This is a genomic window from Skermanella sp. TT6 (assembly GCF_016653635.2).
GTDB classification, from domain to species: Bacteria; Pseudomonadota; Alphaproteobacteria; order Azospirillales; family Azospirillaceae; genus Skermanella; species Skermanella cutis.
Map to the genome: position 1 here is coordinate 1 of NZ_CP067422.1, position 19,287 is coordinate 19,287.

Below are 19,287 nucleotides of genomic sequence, written 5' to 3' on the forward strand. Positions count from 1 at the left end.
ATGCCGCCTGTCGCGATTGGCGCCGTCGCCGGTGCTGTGTCCTATTCCGTCGGAACCGTGATCGCCGGTACGACCTTCTACTGGGGCGCGATGGCAGCCTCGGCCGCGCTGTCGGCCGCCATGGCGGGCGCGTCAATGTTGCTGGCGCCCGACGCGACGGATTTCAGCAGCCTCGCGCAAGATAGAACCCACACGGTTCGGCAGGCGGTGGCGCCGCGGCAGGTTGTCTACGGCCAGATGCGCGTCGGCGGGCCGATCGTCTTCATCAATGTCCACGGCGATCTCGGTCCGGACGGCAAACCCACCGGCGTTAACAAGAACAAATGGTTAAATCTCGTCATTCCGCTCGCTTGCCATGAAGTGGAAGAGATCGGCGACATCTATCTCAACGATGAAAAGCTGGATCTCGGCCCGGACGGTATTGTTAACTCCGGCACATATTACTTTAAAGGTGACTGGGGCGGAAACAATCCTTTGTCCTCGACTTGGGAACGCGGCATGGTCCGCGTCCGCAAATACCGTGGGGCTCCCGGTCAGGTCGCTGACCAGGGACTGATCAACGAGACCGCCTATCTGCCCGAGGAGGACCGCTGGACCGCCGATTGCGTGGGGAATAATACCGCGTACATAGTCGTGACTATGGAGTGGCAGCAAAGTATATTTCAATCGGGTATCCCGAATATCACGGCGATCGTCAAGGGCAAGAAAGTATTCGATCCCCGTGACGGCGTGACTCGTTACTCTGATAATGCCGCGCTGTGCATTCGGGACTATCTGCTGACTAAGTCAAAGGACGGCGGTATCGGGGCGCTGGCGGATGAACTTCTGGATACCAGTTGGTCCGCTCAGGCGAACATTTGTGACGAACTGGTTCCCCTCGCCGACGGGTCGAGCGAAAGGCGCTACGTGCTGAACGGCACGATCGAACTCTCCGCGGCCAATAGTCCGAAGAATACCGCGGAGGCGATGCTCACGGCGTGCGGCGGTAACCTCGCCTATGCCGGCGGCAAGTGGCGTCTGCTGGTCGGTGCCTACCGGACGCCCAGCGTCACGCTGACCGACAACGATTTCCGCGGCTCCGTCCAGATCCAGACCCGGACCTCCCGGCGCGACTCGTTCAACGCCGTCAAGGGCATTTACACCGACCCGACGAACCTGTTCCAGCCGACCGACTACCCGGTCGTGGCGTCGGACACCTTCATGGCCCAGGATGGCGGCCACCGCACGTTCCGCGAACTGGATCTGCCGTTCACGACCTCGGCCAGCGCGGCCCAGCGTCTGGCAAAAATGGATTTGCTCAAATCCAGGCAGCCGATCGTCGTCTCCGCCCAGTGCAAACTCACTGCCTTCAGGCTCCAGGTCGGCGACGTGGTGATGGTCACGCGCGAGAGGCAAGGCTGGATTAACAAGGCATTCGAGGTCACGGAATGGCGCTTGGCCGTCGATGGCGAGGCCGGCATCGGTGTCGATCTCACGCTCCGGGAGACATCGCCCGAGGCGTATGACTGGCAGACCTCCGAGGAGCAGACGGTCGATCCGGCACCCAACAGCCAGCTTCCGGACTGGAGGAACGTCCCCGAAGTCACCAACCTCAGCGTTGATTCGTCGAACTCCCAGGTCATCGAGGGCAGCGACGGCGGCCTGATCTCCCGCGCGCTGGTGACCTGGACGGCGCCGGGCGATGTCTTCGTGGACAGTTTCGAGATCCAGTGGAAGTTGGCCGGCGATGCCAACTGGACCTACAGCGCGACCTCGACCTCGACCAGCTACTCGATCGACAACCTACCGGTCGGCCTCGTGATCGATGTCCGGGTCAGGGCGCGCAATTCGTTGGGTGTTTACGGCAACTTCGTCACGATCCTGGGCCACCAGATCGCCGGCTACTCCGGCCGGGCCAACCCGGCGGTCGTCAACCTCAAGGTGGTCGGTTCGGCCGCTGGGGCTCCCGGCGTGTTCAATACCAGGGATGTGACCTTCGCGTGGGACAACACCAGCATCGGCCCGGTGTTGTTTGATCGCTATATCGTCGAGATCCGCGACGCCACGACCAACGCCCTGCGGCGGTCGGTCGAGACGCGCGACAACACCTACACGTATCTTTTCGATGATAATCAGCGCGATAGCCTGAAACGCTCGTTCGTCGTGAGCGTCCGAGTCCGGAACAAGCTCGGAGCCCTGTCGGCCGCGACGACACTGACGGCAACCAACCCGCCGCCCGGCCTGCCCACGGCTGTGTCGCTGGCCGGTAACTTCCGCTCGATTTCGTTGCGCTACACGCCGCCGTCCGACCTGGATTTCGAGGGGATTTTGGTTTGGGTCGGCACGGCGACCAACTTCGTGCGCGACGCCGCGTCGCTCCGCTACCAGGGACCGGACACCTTCATCGTCCTCGATGCCGCTCCGGGCCAGACCTATTATATAAGGTATGCCTGCTTCGATGCCTTCGGGGTCGATGGCGTCACGCAGAGCAGCGAGCAGACGGTCGCGACGATCAAGATCTCCCACGCGGATCTGGTCGAGGAACTGATCGACAAAACCAATCTGGTCCCGGCCCTCTACGACAGGGTCGAGCTTATCCCGATCCTGGAGACCAGGATCAGCACAGAAGAGACGACCCGGCAGACCGCAATCGAGACACTGAGCCAGCGGGTCGATACCATCTCGGCCCAGACCGGCTCCAAAACCTACCGGCAGGCGGCGGCCCCCACTTCGGGCATGAACGCGGGTGACCTGTGGTTCGATACCGATGATTCGAACAAGGTTTACCGCTACAGCGGTTCGGCGTGGCAGCTAACCGATGACACCCGGATCTCCGGCAACGCCGCCGCGATCCAGACCGAAACGACAGCGCGGATCAACGCGGTCTCGACCCTGGCGTCGCAGGTGACGACGATCCAGACCGAGGTCGATGGGCACACGACGGCGATCCAGGAGTCGGCCTCCAGCATCGACGGCCTGGAAGCCCAGTACACGGTTAAAATTGATAACAACGGGCATGTCAGCGGCTTCGGCCTAGCGAGCAATTCGCGGACGGGGACGCCCGTCAGTGCCTTCGTGGTCAACGCCGACAAGTTCGCCTTGGCGAAGCCGACGGCGGGCCTGACCAACCCGGTGATCCCCTTCATCGTCGATACCTCCAGCACGCCGCCCGTGCTGTCGTTCACCGGCGTGATCAGCGCCGATCAGGTGCAATCGGGGACCATCGATACCGAAACGCTGTTCATCGGCGGTTCCAATCTAGTTCTCGACGGCCCGAGCAAGACGATCAAGGTCAAGAACGGCACGACCGATGTCGTCAAGATGGGCCTGCTCAGCGGCACAACCAACTACGGCATCGAGATCCGGGGCACTGACGGAGCCCTGGTGCTGTCGAGCGGCACCGGCGTTCCGGCCGCCAAGGTCTCGGGCCTCGGCGGGCTGGCGACCAAGGACACGGTGGGTGGCGCGGAGATCGTCGCCGGTCGCGGCATCAACATGCTGTACAACGCCGACCCGGTCCTCGGCTCCACCGATGGATGGAAGACCTCCGACAACTCGACCGGCCGGGTGGTCACGCTGGGGATCAATCCCGATGCCAACAACACCATTCCAGGGGCCGGCGTCCTCTTCTGGAGCATTCCGACGGCGGCGACGAGCGGTACGGCCTTCACGATCGCCAACGACGGCCAGTCCGGCTTCAGGTATCCCGTGATCGCCGGGAGGCGGTACGAGGCCCATGCCCTGATGGGAATATATCGGGCGGCCTACGTCCACATCTCGATCTACTTCTTCAACGCGACGGGCGGGTTGACCGGCAGTTTCCACGGCAACCAGATCACCAATACCAGCCAGTTTGTCAGGCTGAATCAGCTTGGTCAGTCCTCGGTCTTCGCGACGGCTCCGGCCAACAGTGTGACGGCGTCGATCCGTTTCTGGTGCCAGTGCAATACGGGAACCAACCCCTACGGCATCGCGACGCGGGCCTACTTCGGCGAGGCGACCGCTGCGCAGACGGAACTGTCACCCTGGTCCCCCGGCCCGATGCCGGTCAGCGCGGCCGGCGTCAACGGCCTGGGCGATCTCGCCATCATGGACAGCGTCAACTGGGACGTGGTCGGCGGCAAGCCGGTGTTCGGCAGCTTCGCGACCCTGTCCCAGATCACCCAGTCGAATGCCTCCACTTTCATCGGGGCCGCCGCGATTGGCAGTGCCCATATCAGCTTGCTGACGGCGGACAAGCTCGCGGCCGGCAATTTGCGGACCGACACCTTCCTGAGCGCCAACAACGGCGTGGTGGTCCTCGATGGTCGCGAGGGCGGCCGGCTGACGATGAACGATCCCCGGACCGGCCGCAACCGCGTCTGGATCGGGCACAAATCGCTCCAGGACTATGGGTTCTGGCTGAACGCCTACGACGGTACCGAGATCTTCGGCATGTCCGGGCTCAATGGCGCGTACATTCGTGACCTCAGCGTCGATACCCTGAAGATCGCCAGCGAAGCGGTTCTGGTGCCGAGGTCGGCAACCACCACCACCGCCAGGGTGGGCAACGGGACGTTCCAGCAGGTCCTCCAGTTCCCGATCGTGATGAAACAACCCGGACGCCTGATCATGCTGGTCAGCCTCAGCCAGTCCTTCCCCGGCGGTAACCGCAACTGGACCGTGCGCGGGCAGATCTATAAGAGCGACGGAACGAATTATCTCGTCGATCGATGGGGAGGTGCGTGGAATGACGCCATCGCTCTGAGTGGTGACACGCTGTGTCCGGCGGGAACTCACACGTGCGTGGTGTGGTGGCTGGCTCAGGACTCAACTGTAAGATTTAATCAGGCCAACATGGTCGTGCTCGGAGCCATGCGATGACAAACACCTATTTCGCCTTCTTCACGCCGGCCGACGATCCCGTGGCAGGCAGTAGCGATCGGCTTCCGATCCGCTTCGTCTACAACGGCAGCGAGGCGGAGGCCGATCAGATCCTGATCGAGCTTCAGGTCGATGACCCGGACATGAAGATGCTGGGCACCGACAAGCCGATCTCGCCCTCGACCCACGACATCCTTGTCCAGAGCTTCATCGTCGTAAAAGAGGTCGATGGCGGGCTTAAGTACTGGGCCTTCTTCGAAACGGCCGACACGTCGGGCAAGATCCTCTACATCCTACACATCACACCCGAGGAGGCCCTGATCCACAAGACCGTCAACCCGGCGCTGTCCTACATCGAGGTCGATGAGGGGGTAGATTCCGGCAGCTACTTGGTGGACAACTCCGATGGTGATCCACCGCCCGGCACAGGGGGCGGAGAGAGCGGTAACGGTTACGGCTCGAAGTCTTACTTCAACACCCCCTGGGACCCCCTGTCGGTGGCGTTCTCCACCCTCAGCCCGGCAGCCGGCAGCCCGGCGACCCTGACGGGATCGGCCGCCATCAACTTCCCGGTGGGAACCACCGTGACGTTGGTCAAGGACATGACTACCGCCGCCGGCATCACGGAGCAGGTCTACACCCATGTCAGCGGGACGTTCTCGTTCACCTCGAACCTCAAGGCCCCGCATCGCCTGCGGTTCGAGCATCCCGATTACGTGACCGAGGAGGTTACGATAAATGTCATTTAACTACACGGTCACGGTCCAGCCGGTCGCCAACCTGACCGCCGTCGGCGGCGTCCAGTCGGTGCTGCTGACCTGGGAGAACCCGGCGGACTACACCCGCGTCGAGGTCTGGAGCAGCACCACGGACAATTTCGCCACGGCGACCAAGCTGGGCTCGACGACGGACGTGAAGTTCATCGACGAGGACCGGATCGCCACCGTCGAGCGGTTCTACTGGGTGCGCGTGGTGCGGACCTACGCGGCGAGCGACACCAAGTACTCGACCCTGGTCAGTGCGTCCGCGATCCCCACCGGCGCCAGCGTCGGCCCGGCCAGTGTCGATACCATCCACATCGCGGCCGACGCCGTGACGGACCGGACGATCATCGAGACCGTGGGCACCTGGGCACAGCGGGGCAAGGACCCCGGCAGCGGCGCTATCGTGCCGGTCAGCGACTGGTCTACCAATCTGCTGACCCTGGACTTCGAGGGCGACGGCTCCGCCATGATCATCGAGGTGATCGTCCAGCAGGCGGAGTCCTATCCGTTTTTCCGCGGGCCGGGGCAGGTCAGTTGCTCGATCCTGTGCGAGATCATCGACATGGAAGATCCCGACAACTGGGTCTGGATTGCCAGTTCGGATCTGCACGTCGAGTCCCATCTGGCCCAGCAGATGCCGATCAACCCGTCCCAGTGGTTCACCACCAGCTATTCGCGGGACTACCACCAGAAGTTTATCTTGCCGTCAACTGTGCCCGGCAAGCTCTACACGCTGCTGATCGATCAGACGATTTTTATCGATAATAACGACAATTTCTTCATGTTCGACAGCGGCAACGTCAAGGTTCTGTGGGAGATGTTCAAGCGATGATACCCCGCTACGTCATTTACCATGTCGCCTCCGGCGTCATCGTCGCCGTGCTCACCGGCAAGCGGAGCTTTGCCGAGGTCAATCTCCGTGAGGGCGAGGCGATCGTCGAGCACCTCGGGCTGGTCAGTGCCGCCAAACACCGGGTGGTTGACGGAAAGGTGGTGCCGCGATGAGCGAGGCCCGCTACATCCTGGCCCTGATGGCGAGCATCGTCGTCCTCGGCCCGGCGGCCGTGATGGCCGGCAGCCTGCTCCATACCCTGGTGCGGGGGTTGCCATGAGGAAGCGGACCGAGGACCTCAGCGTCTGGGTCCTGACGGCCAAGCTGGTCCTGGTGGCGTGGCTGTTCATGAGCTTCACCAGCATGGCGCTGTTGGGCAGCGCCCACACCGCGGCGGTCTGGTGCCGCAAATACTCCGTCGCCGAGAACCCGGCCTGCCGGCTGGTCAACCACGTGCTCGTGATCGAGGGGCACTGATGGCCGATGATCAGGAGCCGACCGTCATCCAGTTTCCCGGCGCGGTGCCGCCGAAGAAACCGCGCGCCAAGACCAAGCGCGGGCCGGTGGTGACCCAGCCCCAGGTGCCGCACGGCCGACTCCAGCTTGGGCCGATCCACTATTCCTGCCCGCAGTGCGCGACGCGGTCCGAGATCACCGGGCAGAACCTGATCTTCAGATCGATCGACGCCTACTGCACGGGGTGCGGGACCCTATTTAGGATTACAAACCCAGCATTTAGTACAAAGTCTAGCCGTTGAACCCCGGCGGGGGCTCGACCCCGTAGACGTAATAGTAATCGCCCTCGCTGAGAAAAACGCCTTCCTCCCCGGCGACCGGGTAGTGGAGCACGGTGAAGCGGTTCCACTTGAACAGCTTGTTGAGCTTGCGCGCCAGCCCGTAGCAGTGGCCGGCGTTGGTGAATACTGTCCTAGAGTATTTGGGGCCGGGATAATCGACCAGCGTGTTCCGGCGCCGCAGCCCGACCGGCACACCGTCGAGGGCGAGGACGAACACGCCCTGGGCGCGCAGGATCTCGGTCGCCCTGAAGTCCCGCCCGATGTGCTGGGCCAGGATCTCGGGTTTCGGTCTTCCGGTCACGGTCTCTCCTCCGCGGTCAGGAGCGGGGTCGGCCAGGGGATGCGATTGAGCAGCCACATGGACCCAGGATTGCGCCGACCCCTGCCCTACTTATCCGGTGGGGCCTGCGGCCACGGCGGGGCGTCCTGCCGGCGGCGCCAGTCGCGGATCGCTCCGCTGACCGCCTGGAGGGCGGCCACCCAGGCGCGTCGGTTCTCCCGCGTGGGATCGCGGCGGTACCGCTCGTAGACCACCTCGTGGATCTGATAGCAGACCTCGACCACCGGGCAGTCGGGCCAGTGCGGCAGGGGCGGGAGATCCGGCATCGCTCCGGTCCTCCTGACTGCCCGCGGTGGTCCTGATCCTGGCGGTATTTACCGCCCGGCCCGGCGTGGAAAAAAGATCGGTCGCCGGCCGGTTCAACCACCGGCAGCACCAGATCTTGTGTCAAGCCCCCTGCCCGGCGCCCGGATCGGCCGGAATAACTTCTACTCTGCCGGGAGCCCGTTGAGATCACAGGGGAAAGCGCCGGTTCGAGGCGACCGATAAGGGATGTTACGGAAAACCGCCAGAGTGAGACCGCCAGGACGCCGAACCGGAAAGCCTTGGTCCAGCCGACACGTGCTTGCTGATCGAACATCGCGAGAATTATCTTTGATTTAATAAATCCACCTTATGGTTGAGTGCTTTTCATCGTAAATCCTTGCTGTGGGCGATCTCATGCTATATATTACCCATCAGGATAGTTTTCCTTCACGGGAAAACGATCTAAATAGTTCGTCATGTGCCACATGCGGCACGGGGGACATCAAACATGAACCCGTGGCTTGTTGAGAAATTAGTGGGTTGGGTAATACCGCTATCATGCGTGATAATCGGTTGGATCTGCTTGAGCTTCATCAAGCAGGGAATGGGGTCCACTGCATCCACTGTAGCCTCAATTATCCTTTTTATCGTTTGTGGGCTTCTTCTTTGGTATCGGCGGGGGCGGTAACGACAAACTTGCTTGCCGAACAGGCGGATAGACTTTAATTACGCTAATAATATTTCGCTCTATTATCTCCCAGACTCCTTTTTTCCTTACTTCAGTTGTTTCGAGCATTACGTCCATTTCAATTCCGCTCGCTAGTGGTACTGCGAGCGCACCATTCGCCATGGATTCTAGAAAAGCAACATCCCTAATCGGAGCGCCAAACTCGCCCGTCCGTCCAGAAAACCTCCATCGTCGTGGGCCGGAGACAAGAACAGGGCTGATAAGCCGAACCTTTTCTTCAGTGGTGCTAGTCCGACGAAGGTCTGTGACAGCACTCTCCAATGGTTCCCCTGATCGAACAGGGAATTCATTCCTTGATATAATGTGATCGGGCTTTTTGCCCGGTTTTGGTGTCACGCCAACTCCCTTAACTGCGGAATCCTTGGCTAGTTCCTTGAAAATGTCGCCCACCCGCTCCTTGGCCACTTCATTTTTAGATGCTTTAGTGGCAAGTTCAATGATCTCTTCAACCTCCTCCTTGGTGTACGTTTTCTCGCCTTGCACCTGTTCAAGTAGAAAATCCATGGTCTTACCAAGACCCCATGCAGCAACTTCAGGTCCAAACCAGCCGGCAGCGAGCAACATCAACGCTCCTAGTGAGCGGTTTGTAATTTTGCTGTTCTGATTTTTAACTGCTGAAATCAGAGAGTTGAGACTTAGACTTCCTTCAGTACCGCTTACAAGCTCGATCTTTATTCCGGTTGAAGGATCTATTACATAAATCGCTTCTCTTAGTGCGGCAGAAAATGCGAGGGCTGCCTTCGCAACGACTTCGAGATCAGCTAATTCACCTTGCTCTAGATCGAGATAGAGGCTCAGTTGTGCGCTTGGCATGCTTCATTCCGCTACTATGTTGCAGCTAAACATGTCGCAATGATAGAAGAGGTGCAACCAACCTTCTTTATCGTGCAGGTATACTCCTTTGGAGATCTGGTTTCTGCGGGTCAGTCGATTGCTGAAGGGAGAAAGTTGAGGCTGGAGTGGGGTATAATGGAAGTCACACCGGCCTCGCCCACGACGAAAGATCCGGATCTTTCTCGCTCCAGTTGATTAAGAAGTCGGTCACGATTACCATGCTGCCCGTCTACGCATTTTTGACCGCATCTTTGTTGAGCGCCAGTTGGTTCCGCCGCAGCGAGAAACGGGAACGGGCGGCCACTAAGGCGCTATCGGCACGCACAGGCGGTTCCTCATCCTCATCATCGTCATCCGCTTCTGGCTCCTCCGCCAGCTTGACCAGGATCTCGTCCTGATGTGCGAAATACTCATTCGCCTCGATCCGTAGCTTTGCCATTGTCTCTGGGTCGGTCAGCGGATCGGGTGTTCGGATGCGATGCAGCAAATCGGCGTCACGGACGATGGTGGCGTGGCTGCCGTAGTGTTTTTCTATCATCTTGACGGATGTGCCCATCACTTTCGCAAGCACATCGACGCGGCATTCGGGATGTTGCAGCATCGCCATCGCGAACGAGTGGCGAAGCGAGTATGGGGTACGTGTTCGACCGAACCGATCCTCTAACAGCCCAGCCTGCTTCAGCGCCTTTTTCATTCGCTCACGAGCATTCCATGGGATGTTCTTGCCCCGGCTGAAGACGAGGTCGCCGGGACCGGTTGCCCGGCAGATCTCCCGCCAGGAATCGATCCACTTGATCGCATCCAAGAGGGCGATGCTGGTCCGGGGCTGGTCCTTGCCGCGGAGATAGAGGGTGATGATCCGCAGAGCACTGGGCGTCATCTCGTAATCGAGGTCGCCCCATCGGAGCAGCAGGGCGTCATTCGTCCTCATGCCGGTTGCCGCCAGGATGGCGCAGTAGTGGAGCAACATCTGGCGGGCATAGCGGATCTCGGCACCGCGTGCATCGGCAACCCGCTGTTCAAGCGTGTGTAGGAGTTGTTGCAGTTCGAGCCCGTTCAGGAAAGGACGGGAGGCCGGTTTCGGTGCGGTCTTAGGTAACTTGAGAGTTGGGACATAGTTGATCAGTTTCTTCTCATGCGCGTACTTCAAAATCGACGACATCGTCTGCATCTCGGCTTCGAGCGTTTCCCTTGACAAGGGGCCGCCCCGAATGCCCTTGCCGCTGTCGATCCGATCAACAATGTAGGATGTCCAGGCATCTTTTGTGATCTGCGATGGTTTTTTGGTGCCGAAGTGTCGGGTCAGCACTCTAATTTTCATATCCCAGCGGTACAGCATGTGCTTCGATCGACCCTGCGTCTTCTCGTACCGCAGGAAGTCCTGCGCCAGAGGGCCGAACGTTTTCTTCCGCGGGGCACCACCCGCCCTTATCTCCCCACTGAACGAGTGCCACATGGCGAATGCAGTCTGCTGTGCCTTCTCCAGTTCCGCGGTCTTCGTCGTTTCGGTTTTGGTGGCGCCGGAGTCGAGTCGCAGCCGCGCATGCCAGCGCGCGCCCCTCATGAAGATCACGCAGCGATCCTCAGCAATGTTTGGAACTGTGACATAGTTAAGCTTCCTTGGCCTGGGCACCCCATTCCTCCCTCAAGTAAAAACGCGATTTCGTTGCGAGAATGAGGCAGTAAAAACCCAGCGCCGTCAAGGCGCGAAAGCCGTGTGATTATCTGTTAGAACGGGATTTTGAAAAATTAATCAAATAAAACAGATGGTTAAACCACCGCGCGTGCTGCGCTTCTTCACCGTCCCCAACGCGAAGGAAGCGCGCAAGAGCGTGTTCTACGCCTCCGGCTTCATCGGCTTCTTCTTCCTGGTGGTCGGCATCCTGGGCCTGTCCGCGATCACCATCGTCGGCACCGACCCGCAGTTCTTCGAGGGCGGCGTGATCGGCGGCAAGATCATCGGCGGCGGCAACATGCCGGTGATGCACCTGTCCAAGGCGCTGGGCGGCGACCTGTTCCTGGGCTTCCTGTCGGCGGTGGCGTTCGCGACCATCCTGGCGGTGGTGTCCGGCCTGGCGCTGGCGGGAGCCTCCGCGATCTCCCACGACATCTATGCCCGCGTGATCCGCAAGGGCAAGGCGTCCGAGACGGAGGAGATGCGGGTCTCCAGGATCGCCTCGCTGGTCCTGGGCGTGCTGGCCGTGGTGCTGGGCATCCTGTTCGAGAAGCAGAACGTCGCGTTCCTGGTCGGCCTGACCTTCGGCATCGCTGCCTCGGCCAACTTCCCGGTGCTGATCCTGTCCATGTACTGGAAGGGCCTGACCACCCGCGGCGCGCTGCTGGGCGGCCTGACCGGACTGATCTCGGCGGTGGTCTGCGTCGTGCTGTCCAAGGCGGTGTGGGTCGTCGTGCTGGAGAACCCGGCGCCGATCTTCCCCTACGAGCACCCTGCCCTGTTCTCCATGACGCTGGCCTTCCTGGTCACCGTCGTGGTGTCCAAGCTGGACCGCAGCCCGTCGGCGGACAAGGAGCGGGCCGCGTTCGAGGACCAGGAGGTCCGCTCGCAGACCGGCATCGGCGCTTCGGCGGCGGTGTCGCACTGACGGGTTGGGACCGGTGGTCCTGGGTTGAGGACGGCGATGTCGACGTGCTGATCACGCCCCTGCCTTCCGTGACCGTCAGCGGCCTGCGCCTGGCCGGGTGGAGGAAACTCCTGACGGAAATGCTGGGACGTGAAGCTGACGCGGTGGCGGACGAATTCCTGCGGGATGCCGTCCGTACCTCCGCCGAGGCGGAGGGCGTGGAAGTCTTCCGTGCGGTGACTGGCGCCTACTGCACAAGCGCCGAAACATCAATCGCGAGCCTGTGGTGACAGCTTCTGGAAGCATCATGCCGCCGCCGGACGCCTGGGCAAAGCAGGCTGGGGCACTTTAGATCCCAAGCCTGCCTTTTGCCGAGGGGTTGGAGGTGTGCCCGATCAGGTTGAACCGCTCCGGTCCTCGCAGCCTGCCGTTCCACTCTCCGCACTGTGTTGCGCCATGGGCGCAACCTACGGCTCGATGCAGGGCGGAGATGATGCGGGCCGACGATCGTAGGTTGCGCCCATGGCGCAACGCATCGGATCAGCCGTCTCGGGCGGATCGACCTGATCGGGTACGGTTCCAGGTTCCGGACAGCCGCGGGTCAGGCGACCGCCTTGACGATCTCCTCCGCCACCTTCTTGGCGTCGCCGAACAGCATCATGGTGTTGGGGCGGAAGAACAGCTCGTTGTCGACGCCGGCGTAGCCCGAGGCCATGGACCGCTTGATGAAGACCACCGTCTTGGCCTTTTCCACGTCCAGGATCGGCATGCCGTAGATCGCCGAGGTCGGGTCGGTCTTGGCGGCGGGGTTGGTCACGTCGTTGGCGCCGATCACGAAGGCCACGTCGGTCTGGCCGAAGTCGCGGTTGATCTCCTCCAGTTCCAGCACCTCGTCGTAGGGGACGTTGGCCTCGGCCAGCAGCACGTTCATGTGGCCGGGCATGCGGCCGGCGACGGGGTGGATCGCGTAGCGGACCTCGACGCCCTCCTGCTTCAGCAGGTCGGCCATCTCGCGCAGCGCGTGCTGCGCCTGCGCCACCGCCATGCCGTAGCCCGGCACGATCACCACGGACGAGGCGTTCTTCATGATGAAGGCCGCGTCCTCCGCCGAGCCGGCCTTGACCGTGCGGTCGCCCGCCGGCCCGCCGGCCGCCGCCGCGGCGCTGTCGCCGCCGAAGCCGCCCAGGATGACGTTGAAGATCGACCGGTTCATGCCCTTGCACATGATGTAGGACAGGATGGCGCCGGAAGACCCGACCAGCGCGCCGGTGATGATCAGCAGGTTGTTCTCCAGCGTGAAGCCGATGCCGGCCGCCGCCCACCCGGAATAGCTGTTCAGCATCGACACCACCACCGGCATGTCGGCGCCGCCGATCGGCAGGATCAGCAGGAAGCCCAGGGCCAGCGCCAGCAGCACGATGATCCAGAGCGCCGCGGTCGAGTTGGAGACGCACAGCCAGGTGATGCACAGCACCAGCACGATGCCGAGGCCGGCGTTCAGCATGTGCTGCATGTTGAAGACCAGCGGCTTGCCGCTGACCAGGCCCTGGAGCTTGGCGAAGGCGACCAGCGAGCCGGTGAAGGTGATGGCTCCGATCGCGACGCCCAGCGCCATCTCGATCAGGCTGCCGGTGCGGATGGCGCCCGAGGTGCCGATGCCGTAGGCTTCCGGCGCGTAGAACGCCGCGATCGCGACGAACACCGCCGACAGGCCGACCAGGGAGTGGAAGGCGGCGACGAGCTGCGGCAGGGCCGTCATCTCGATCCGGCGCGCGATGACGGCGCCGATGGTGCCGCCGATCGCCAATCCGACCAGGATCAGGGTGATCGACAGGCCGGAGATCAATCCCGGCAGCATCAGCGTGGTGACGATGGCGATCACCATGCCGGCGATGCCGAAATTGTTGCCCTGGCGGGAGGTCTCGGGACTGGAGAGGCCGCGCAGCGCCATGATGAAGCAGATGGCGGCGACCAGGTATGCCAGCGGGGCTAGTGTGGCCATGTTGGTTCAGGGCTCCGTTGTCAGGTTGTCTTCTTCTGCTTCTTCTTGTACATCGCCAGCATGCGCTGGGTGACAATGAAGCCGCCGAAGATGTTGACCGAGGCCAGGATGACGGCGAGGAAGCCAAGCATCGTGGAGAAGGTGAAGCCGGCCGTGCTGCCGGTCGCGATCAGCGCGCCGACGATGATCACGGAGGACACCGCGTTGGTGACGCTCATCAGCGGCGAGTGCAGCGCCGGCGTCACCCGCCATACCACGTAGTAGCCCACGAAGCAGGCCAGCGCGAAGACCGTCAGGCCGGTGATGAAGAAATTATGCTCGGCCATGGGCTCACGCTCCGGCGTTTGCGGGTTGGGGGGTGGCCGGGGCTGTCGCGAAGGTCGGATGGATCACCGCGCCGTCGCGGGTCAGGGCGATCGCCTTGACGATCTCGTCGTCCCACGGCAGGGCGAACTTCTTCTCGGCGTCGAAGCACAGGTTCAGCAGCGCCAGCAGGTTCTTGGCATAGAGCATGGACGCATCGACCGCGATCCGGCCCGGCACGTTGGTGTGGCCGACGATCTTGACGCCGTGCTTCACGACGATCTCGCCGGGGACGGAACCCTCGACGTTGCCGCCGGACTCCACCGCCAGGTCCACGATCACCGATCCGGGCTTCATGCTGGCGACCATGGCGTCGGTCACCAGCCGCGGGGCCGGGTGGCCGGGGATCAGGGCCGTCGTGACGATGATGTCCTGCTTCCTGATCGTATCGGCGATCAGGGCGGCCTGCTTGGCCTGGTATTCCTTGCTCATCTCCTTGGCGTAGCCGCCGGAGGTCTCGGCCTGCTTGAATTCCTCGTCCTCGACCGCGACGAAACTGCCGCCCAGGGACTGGACCTGTTCCTTCACCGCCGGCCGCACGTCGGTCGCCGACACCACGGCGCCCAGCCGCCGCGCGGTCGCGATGGCCTGGAGCCCGGCGACCCCGACGCCCATGATCAGCGCGCGGGCCGGCGGCACCGTGCCGGCCGCCGTCATCATCATGGGGAAGGCGCGGCCGAACTCGTAGGCCGCGTCCAGCACGGCGCGGTATCCCGCCAGGTTCGCCTGGCTGGACAGCACGTCCATGGACTGCGCCCGGGTGATCCGGGGCACCAGCTCCATCGCCAGCGCGGTCACGCCCGCCTCGGCATAGGCCGGCAGCAGGTCGCGGGAGCCGTGGGGATTGAGGATGCCGGCCAGGACGGCGCCGCGCTTCATCAGCGGAAGCTCGTCTTCCAGCGGGCGCTGGACCTTCAGCACGATGTCGGCGTCGGCATAGGTCGCGGCCGCGTCCGGCGCGATCTCGGCGCCGGCATCGGCGAAGGCCTGGTCGGGGATGGAGGCGCCGTCGCCGGCACCGGTCTCGACCACCACCTCGGCGCCGAGAGCCTTGTATTTCTTGACCGTGTCCGGGGAGGCGGCGACCCGCCGCTCAGAGGCGCGCCGCTCCTTCGGGATTGCTATCTTCATGGGGTGCTGCTCCTCCGCGATGCTTGTTATTGCCTCCGCGCCGCGGGCAAGAGCCGGGCGCAAAGGGGGCCTTGCCGCGGCCGGCACAAGGGCCGCGGGGGACGAAATCCTGAAGGGAGAGACGGGCGGGCGGCTTACGCGGCCATCAGCTCGCGCAGATGCGCCGCCAGGCTTTCGGCCAGCCCGTCCATGGAATAGCCGCCTTCGAGCACCGAGACGACCCGGCCCTCGCAATGGCGCCGGGCCACCGCCATCAGTTCGCGGGTGGCCCAGGCGAAGTCGCCGGCCTCCAGGTTGATGTGGGCCAGCGGGTCGCGCCGGTGGGCGTCGAAACCGGCGGAGATCATCAGCAGGTCGGGCTTGAAGGCCTCCACCGCCGGCAGCACGAAGTCCTTCATGCCGCGCCGGAATTCCGCGGACCCGGTGAAGGCGGCCAGCGGCACGTTGACCACGTTGTCGTGGCGGCCCCGCTCCTCGCGCGCCCCGGTGCCCGGATAGAACGGCCATTCATGGGTCGAGGCGAAGAACAGGTCGGGCTCGTCCTCGAACATGGCCTGGGTGCCGTTGCCGTGGTGGACGTCGAAATCGACCACCGCGACCCGCTTGATGCCGTGCCGCTTGCGGGCGTGCTCGGCGCCGACAGCGACGTTGTTGAACACGCAGAAGCCCATGGCGCGGGCCGGTTCCGCATGGTGGCCGCATGGCCTGACCGCGCAGAAGGCGTTGTCGGCGGCCTTCTCCCCCACCACGGCGTCCACCGCCGCGCAGACGGCTCCCGCCGCGCGCAGGATGGCCGAGCGGGACGTGGCGGACAGGACGGTGTCGGGGTCCAGGTGGACCCGGCCCTGGCTGGGCACGGCCGCCAGCACCGCGTCCACGTAGGCGCGCTCGTGGACATGGGCCAGCTGCTCGACGGTCGCCTCGGGCGCCTCTCGCTGGTCGAGCTGGCGGAAGTCTCCGGAGCCCAGCACGTCCCAGACGGTGTCGATCCGGGCCGGGCATTCGGGATGCCCCATGCCGGTGTCGTGCAGGCGAAAATCGGGATGGGTGAAGATCAGGGTGGTCATCGCTGCACCGGGCCGGGGGTCTGCGGGAAAAGGGTCACGATCGCGGAAAGGCGGCCGGGAGGCGGAACGGTCGGTTCCGCCTCCCGGACCATGTCAATGCGCCAGTTCCTGCGGGGCGAGTTCGGGGGCGGGAGCCTTGTCTTCCCGCTCCAGCTCGCCCAGGCGGATGCCGATGAAGTCGCGCACGCCGACCAGCCCGACCAGGGTGAAGCCGTCGAGCACCGGGACGTGCCGTATATGGTTGTCCTGCATCAGCTTCAGCACATGGTGCAGGCCGTCCGTCGGCGCGCAGGTGATCAGGTTGCGGCTCATCAGGTCCGACACCTTCATCTGCATGACCTTGCCGCCGTGCTCCAGCATGGCGCGGACGATGTCCCGTTCCGAGAACATGCCGACGACGGTGTTTCCCTCGGTCCGGCAGACATCCTTGACGACCAGCGCGCCGATGTTTTCCGCCTTCATCAGCTTGGCGGCGGTTTCCACCGTCTCTCCGGTTCGGACGGTCACGATGCGATGGTTCTTCGAGCGGAGAACGTCTTCTACCCTCATGACATTTCCTCCAGTTTCGCGACGGAGCGGGGCCCTTGCGCCGGGCCTCGCCGTGCCGGGCCTTACTGTGCCGCCACCGCCGGCTGTTCCGCCGGTTCCGGCCGGGTGGTCCTGGTGTAGCAACCCGCGATCTCGCCGCGCTGCTTGACCAGCGCCAGCACGACATCGATGGTCGGCGTAGGCACCCCGACCATCCGTCCCATCTCCTGGACGACGGTCAGCAGCGGATCGATCTCCATCGGGCGGTCGCGCTCGAGGTCCTGGAGCATGGATGTCTTGTGCGCGCCGACGGCGCCCGCGCCGTTGATCCGCCGCTCCACGTCGACCCGGAAATGCACGCCCAGCCGGTCGCCGATCTCCTTCGCCTCGAGCATCATCGCACGGGCGACGGCGCGAGTCTCGGGATCGGACGTGATGACGTCCAGCGTCGCGTGGGTAAGCGCGCTGATCGGGTTGAAGCACAGGTTGCCCCACAGCTTCAGCCAGATCTCGTCGCGGATCTTGTCCAGGACCGGAGCCCGCAGCCCGCCGGCGGTCAGCGCCTCGGAGAGCTTCACGATGCGGTCGGAGGAGCTGCCGTCCGGCTCGCCCAGGCTGAACTTGTCGCCGTAGACATGCTTGATGACGCCCGGCTCGACCACTTCGGTCGCGGGATACACGACGCAGCCGATCGCCCGCTCCGGCCCGAATTCCTTCCACTGCAGGCCGCCGGGATCGACGCTTTCGACCACCCGGCCCTCGTAGTCGCCGCCGTGCTTGTGGAAGTACCAGTAGGGGATGCCGTTGACTGCGGTCACGATCGCCGTGTCCGGCCCCAGCAGCGGCTTGATCGAGGGGATCGCGCCGGTGACGGAATGGGCCTTCAGCGCGATGATCACGTAATCCTGGGGACCCAGTGCTGCCGGATCGTCGCTGCAGGTGGGGTGGACGGTGTCCTCGCCCTCGTCCGTGATCAGCTTGACGCCGTTCTGCTTCATGGCCGCGAGGTGCGCGCCGCGCGCGACCAGGCTGACGTCGGCGCCGCCCTGGTGCAGGCGCACGCCCATGTAACCGCCGATGGCGCCCGAACCGAAAATGCAAATCTTCATGAGCGTCTCTCCCCGTTGTTTTGTTGGCCCTTGAGGTTACCGGCCCGTTTTTCCGTGGCCCTCGATCTTTTTCTGATGATCTTTGTTGCGCGGATGGAGTCAGCCCCGCGTCGTTCCCTGGATCTTGGTATACATTATACTGTGTGTCAACAACATTCCGGTTGCCGACCGCGCCATGCCGGGGACCCGGAACTATCGGACGCCCAAGGCGCCCCTGGGTCAATGCGCCCATTGTGGGAGCGTTGCGGTAAGGCGTATGAAACGGTAGAAGGGGAGCCCTGATAAGTATAATGTATTAGTAATGCGGTCGGCCAAATCCAGCCTGCGTGCGGGGCGAGCGTTCCAGGGACGCCGGGTGGCTTGGCCAAACCAGAAAATCAGAGGGTGACAGTCAATGACTGGTCCGACGTTGAACGTCCAGCCGCTGGATACCAGCACCAGTTTTCGCACTCAGGTCTATCATGCCTTGAAGCAGGCGATCACGGAGATGGATATCTACGACCACAAGACGGAGATCCGGCTGGACGAACGTCAGGTCAGCGAGAAGCTGGGCGTCAGCCGCACTCCGATCCGCGAGGCCATGACCCTGCTGGAGCAGGAAGGCTTCGTCCGTTCCCAGCCGCGCCGCGGCATCTTCGTGATCCGCAAGACCAAGCGCGAGATCCTGGAGATGGTCACGGTCTGGGCGGCGCTGGAAAGCATGGCGGCCCGCATCGCCGCCGAGAAGGCATCCGACGCGGAGATCCGGTCGCTGCGCGAGCTGTTCAGCGACTTCGAGGGCAAGAAGCCGACCGAGCACGTCAACGAATACAGCGACGCCAACATCGCCTTCCACAAGGCGATCATCCGCATGAGCGGCTGCCAGCTGATCCAGGAGATCACGGACAACCTGTTCATCCACATGCGGGCGATCCGCAAGCTGACGATCGGCCAGGACAACCGGGCGGAGCGCTCCATCGTCGACCACAAGAACATCATCGACGCCCTGGAACGCCGCGACCCCGCCGCCGCCGAACAGCTCGTCCGCGACCATACGCTCGGCCTGGCGAAGCACATCGAGCAGCACGGCAACTTCCTGGATTGAGGCAGGGGCGTCTATTCC

Annotated in this window: 17 protein-coding genes and 2 pseudogenes; 9 read left to right on the plus strand and 10 right to left on the minus strand. The window is 63.2% G+C overall.

All coding sequences use genetic code 11. The features are described 5' to 3' along the window. From IGS68_RS31585 to IGS68_RS31610, 6 genes are all read left to right on the plus strand, one after another. Window positions 1-4,842 (plus strand): phage tail protein, encoded by a 4,842-nt coding sequence (locus IGS68_RS31585; RefSeq protein ID WP_201083230.1) that lies wholly within the window; start codon window positions 1-3, stop codon window positions 4,840-4,842. Continuing rightward, the gene (locus IGS68_RS31590; protein WP_201083232.1) at window positions 4,839-5,591 is read left to right on the plus strand and encodes a hypothetical protein; all 753 of its coding nucleotides are present in this window, start codon (window positions 4,839-4,841) and stop codon (window positions 5,589-5,591) included. Before IGS68_RS31585 ends, IGS68_RS31590 begins: the two co-directional genes overlap by 4 nt. After that, window positions 5,581-6,438, plus strand: a complete 858-nt coding sequence (locus tag IGS68_RS31595; protein WP_201083234.1) for a hypothetical protein — start codon at window positions 5,581-5,583, stop codon at window positions 6,436-6,438. Before IGS68_RS31590 ends, IGS68_RS31595 begins: the two co-directional genes overlap by 11 nt. After that, window positions 6,435-6,611 (plus strand): hypothetical protein, encoded by a 177-nt coding sequence (locus tag IGS68_RS31600; protein ID WP_201083236.1) that lies wholly within the window; start codon window positions 6,435-6,437, stop codon window positions 6,609-6,611. The genes IGS68_RS31595 and IGS68_RS31600 overlap by 4 nt, the downstream gene beginning before the upstream one ends. Before the next feature lie 103 nt (window positions 6,612-6,714). Then, complete coding sequence (locus IGS68_RS31605) at window positions 6,715-6,915, plus strand: hypothetical protein (RefSeq protein ID WP_201083238.1); 201 nt, start codon at window positions 6,715-6,717, stop codon at window positions 6,913-6,915. Further along, window positions 6,915-7,196, plus strand: coding sequence for a hypothetical protein (locus IGS68_RS31610; protein ID WP_201083240.1), 282 nt, complete (start codon window positions 6,915-6,917; stop codon window positions 7,194-7,196). The genes IGS68_RS31605 and IGS68_RS31610 overlap by 1 nt, the downstream gene beginning before the upstream one ends. Here the strand turns inward: IGS68_RS31610 and IGS68_RS31615 are convergent. From IGS68_RS31615 to IGS68_RS31630, 4 genes are all read right to left on the minus strand, one after another. Further along, window positions 7,186-7,536: a hypothetical protein gene (locus IGS68_RS31615; RefSeq protein ID WP_201083242.1), complete on the minus strand. Its 351-nt coding sequence runs from the start codon at window positions 7,534-7,536 to the stop codon at window positions 7,186-7,188. The genes IGS68_RS31610 and IGS68_RS31615 overlap by 11 nt on opposite strands. A gap of 86 nt (window positions 7,537-7,622) precedes the next feature. After that, on the minus strand, window positions 7,623-7,841 hold the full coding sequence (locus tag IGS68_RS31620; protein ID WP_201083244.1) for a hypothetical protein: 219 nt from the start codon (window positions 7,839-7,841) through the stop codon (window positions 7,623-7,625). A gap of 611 nt (window positions 7,842-8,452) precedes the next feature. Then, entirely contained in the window at window positions 8,453-9,382 is a 930-nt protein-coding gene (locus IGS68_RS31625) for a hypothetical protein (RefSeq protein WP_201083246.1), read from the minus strand. Window positions 9,383-9,632: 250 nt separating this feature from the next. Further along, window positions 9,633-10,967: a tyrosine-type recombinase/integrase gene (locus IGS68_RS31630; protein WP_247881519.1), complete on the minus strand. Its 1,335-nt coding sequence runs from the start codon at window positions 10,965-10,967 to the stop codon at window positions 9,633-9,635. Between the two features lie 211 nt (window positions 10,968-11,178). On the opposite strand from IGS68_RS31630, the pseudogene IGS68_RS31635 reads away from it, so the two are divergent. Further along, window positions 11,179-12,006, plus strand: a pseudogene (locus tag IGS68_RS31635) (sodium:solute symporter family transporter); the annotation flags it as partial. A 44-nt stretch (window positions 12,007-12,050) separates the two neighbouring features. Continuing rightward, entirely contained in the window at window positions 12,051-12,275 is a 225-nt protein-coding gene (locus IGS68_RS31640; protein WP_201083251.1) for a hypothetical protein, read from the plus strand. Between the two features lie 311 nt (window positions 12,276-12,586). Here the strand turns inward: IGS68_RS31640 and IGS68_RS31645 are convergent, their stop codons facing one another. The 6 genes and pseudogenes from IGS68_RS31645 to IGS68_RS31670 all read right to left on the minus strand — a co-directional run bounded on the left by IGS68_RS31645 (window position 12,587) and on the right by IGS68_RS31670 (window position 18,185). Next, window positions 12,587-13,987 carry an NAD(P)(+) transhydrogenase (Re/Si-specific) subunit beta gene (locus IGS68_RS31645; RefSeq protein WP_201083253.1) on the minus strand — a complete coding sequence of 467 codons (1,401 nt, stop codon included), beginning with the start codon at window positions 13,985-13,987 and terminating at the stop codon, window positions 12,587-12,589. A 20-nt stretch (window positions 13,988-14,007) separates the two neighbouring features. Further along, a pseudogene (locus IGS68_RS31650) lies at window positions 14,008-14,283 on the minus strand (proton-translocating transhydrogenase family protein); the annotation flags it as partial. 34 nt (window positions 14,284-14,317) lie between these two features. Continuing rightward, a complete protein-coding gene (locus IGS68_RS31655) occupies window positions 14,318-15,481 on the minus strand; it encodes a Re/Si-specific NAD(P)(+) transhydrogenase subunit alpha (protein WP_201083257.1) in 1,164 nt (387 codons plus the stop codon). Window positions 15,482-15,615: 134 nt separating this feature from the next. After that, window positions 15,616-16,548, minus strand: coding sequence for a histone deacetylase family protein (locus tag IGS68_RS31660; RefSeq protein WP_201083259.1), 933 nt, complete (start codon window positions 16,546-16,548; stop codon window positions 15,616-15,618). A 93-nt stretch (window positions 16,549-16,641) separates the two neighbouring features. After that, window positions 16,642-17,097 (minus strand): CBS domain-containing protein, encoded by a 456-nt coding sequence (locus tag IGS68_RS31665; RefSeq protein WP_201083261.1) that lies wholly within the window; start codon window positions 17,095-17,097, stop codon window positions 16,642-16,644. A gap of 62 nt (window positions 17,098-17,159) precedes the next feature. Then, entirely contained in the window at window positions 17,160-18,185 is a 1,026-nt protein-coding gene (locus IGS68_RS31670) for a 2-dehydropantoate 2-reductase (protein WP_201083263.1), read from the minus strand. 394 nt (window positions 18,186-18,579) lie between these two features. Here IGS68_RS31670 and IGS68_RS31675 point away from each other — a divergent pair, with 394 nt between their 5' ends. Next, complete coding sequence (locus tag IGS68_RS31675) at window positions 18,580-19,269, plus strand: GntR family transcriptional regulator (protein ID WP_201083266.1); 690 nt, start codon at window positions 18,580-18,582, stop codon at window positions 19,267-19,269. Window positions 19,270-19,287: the final 18 nt, after the last annotated feature.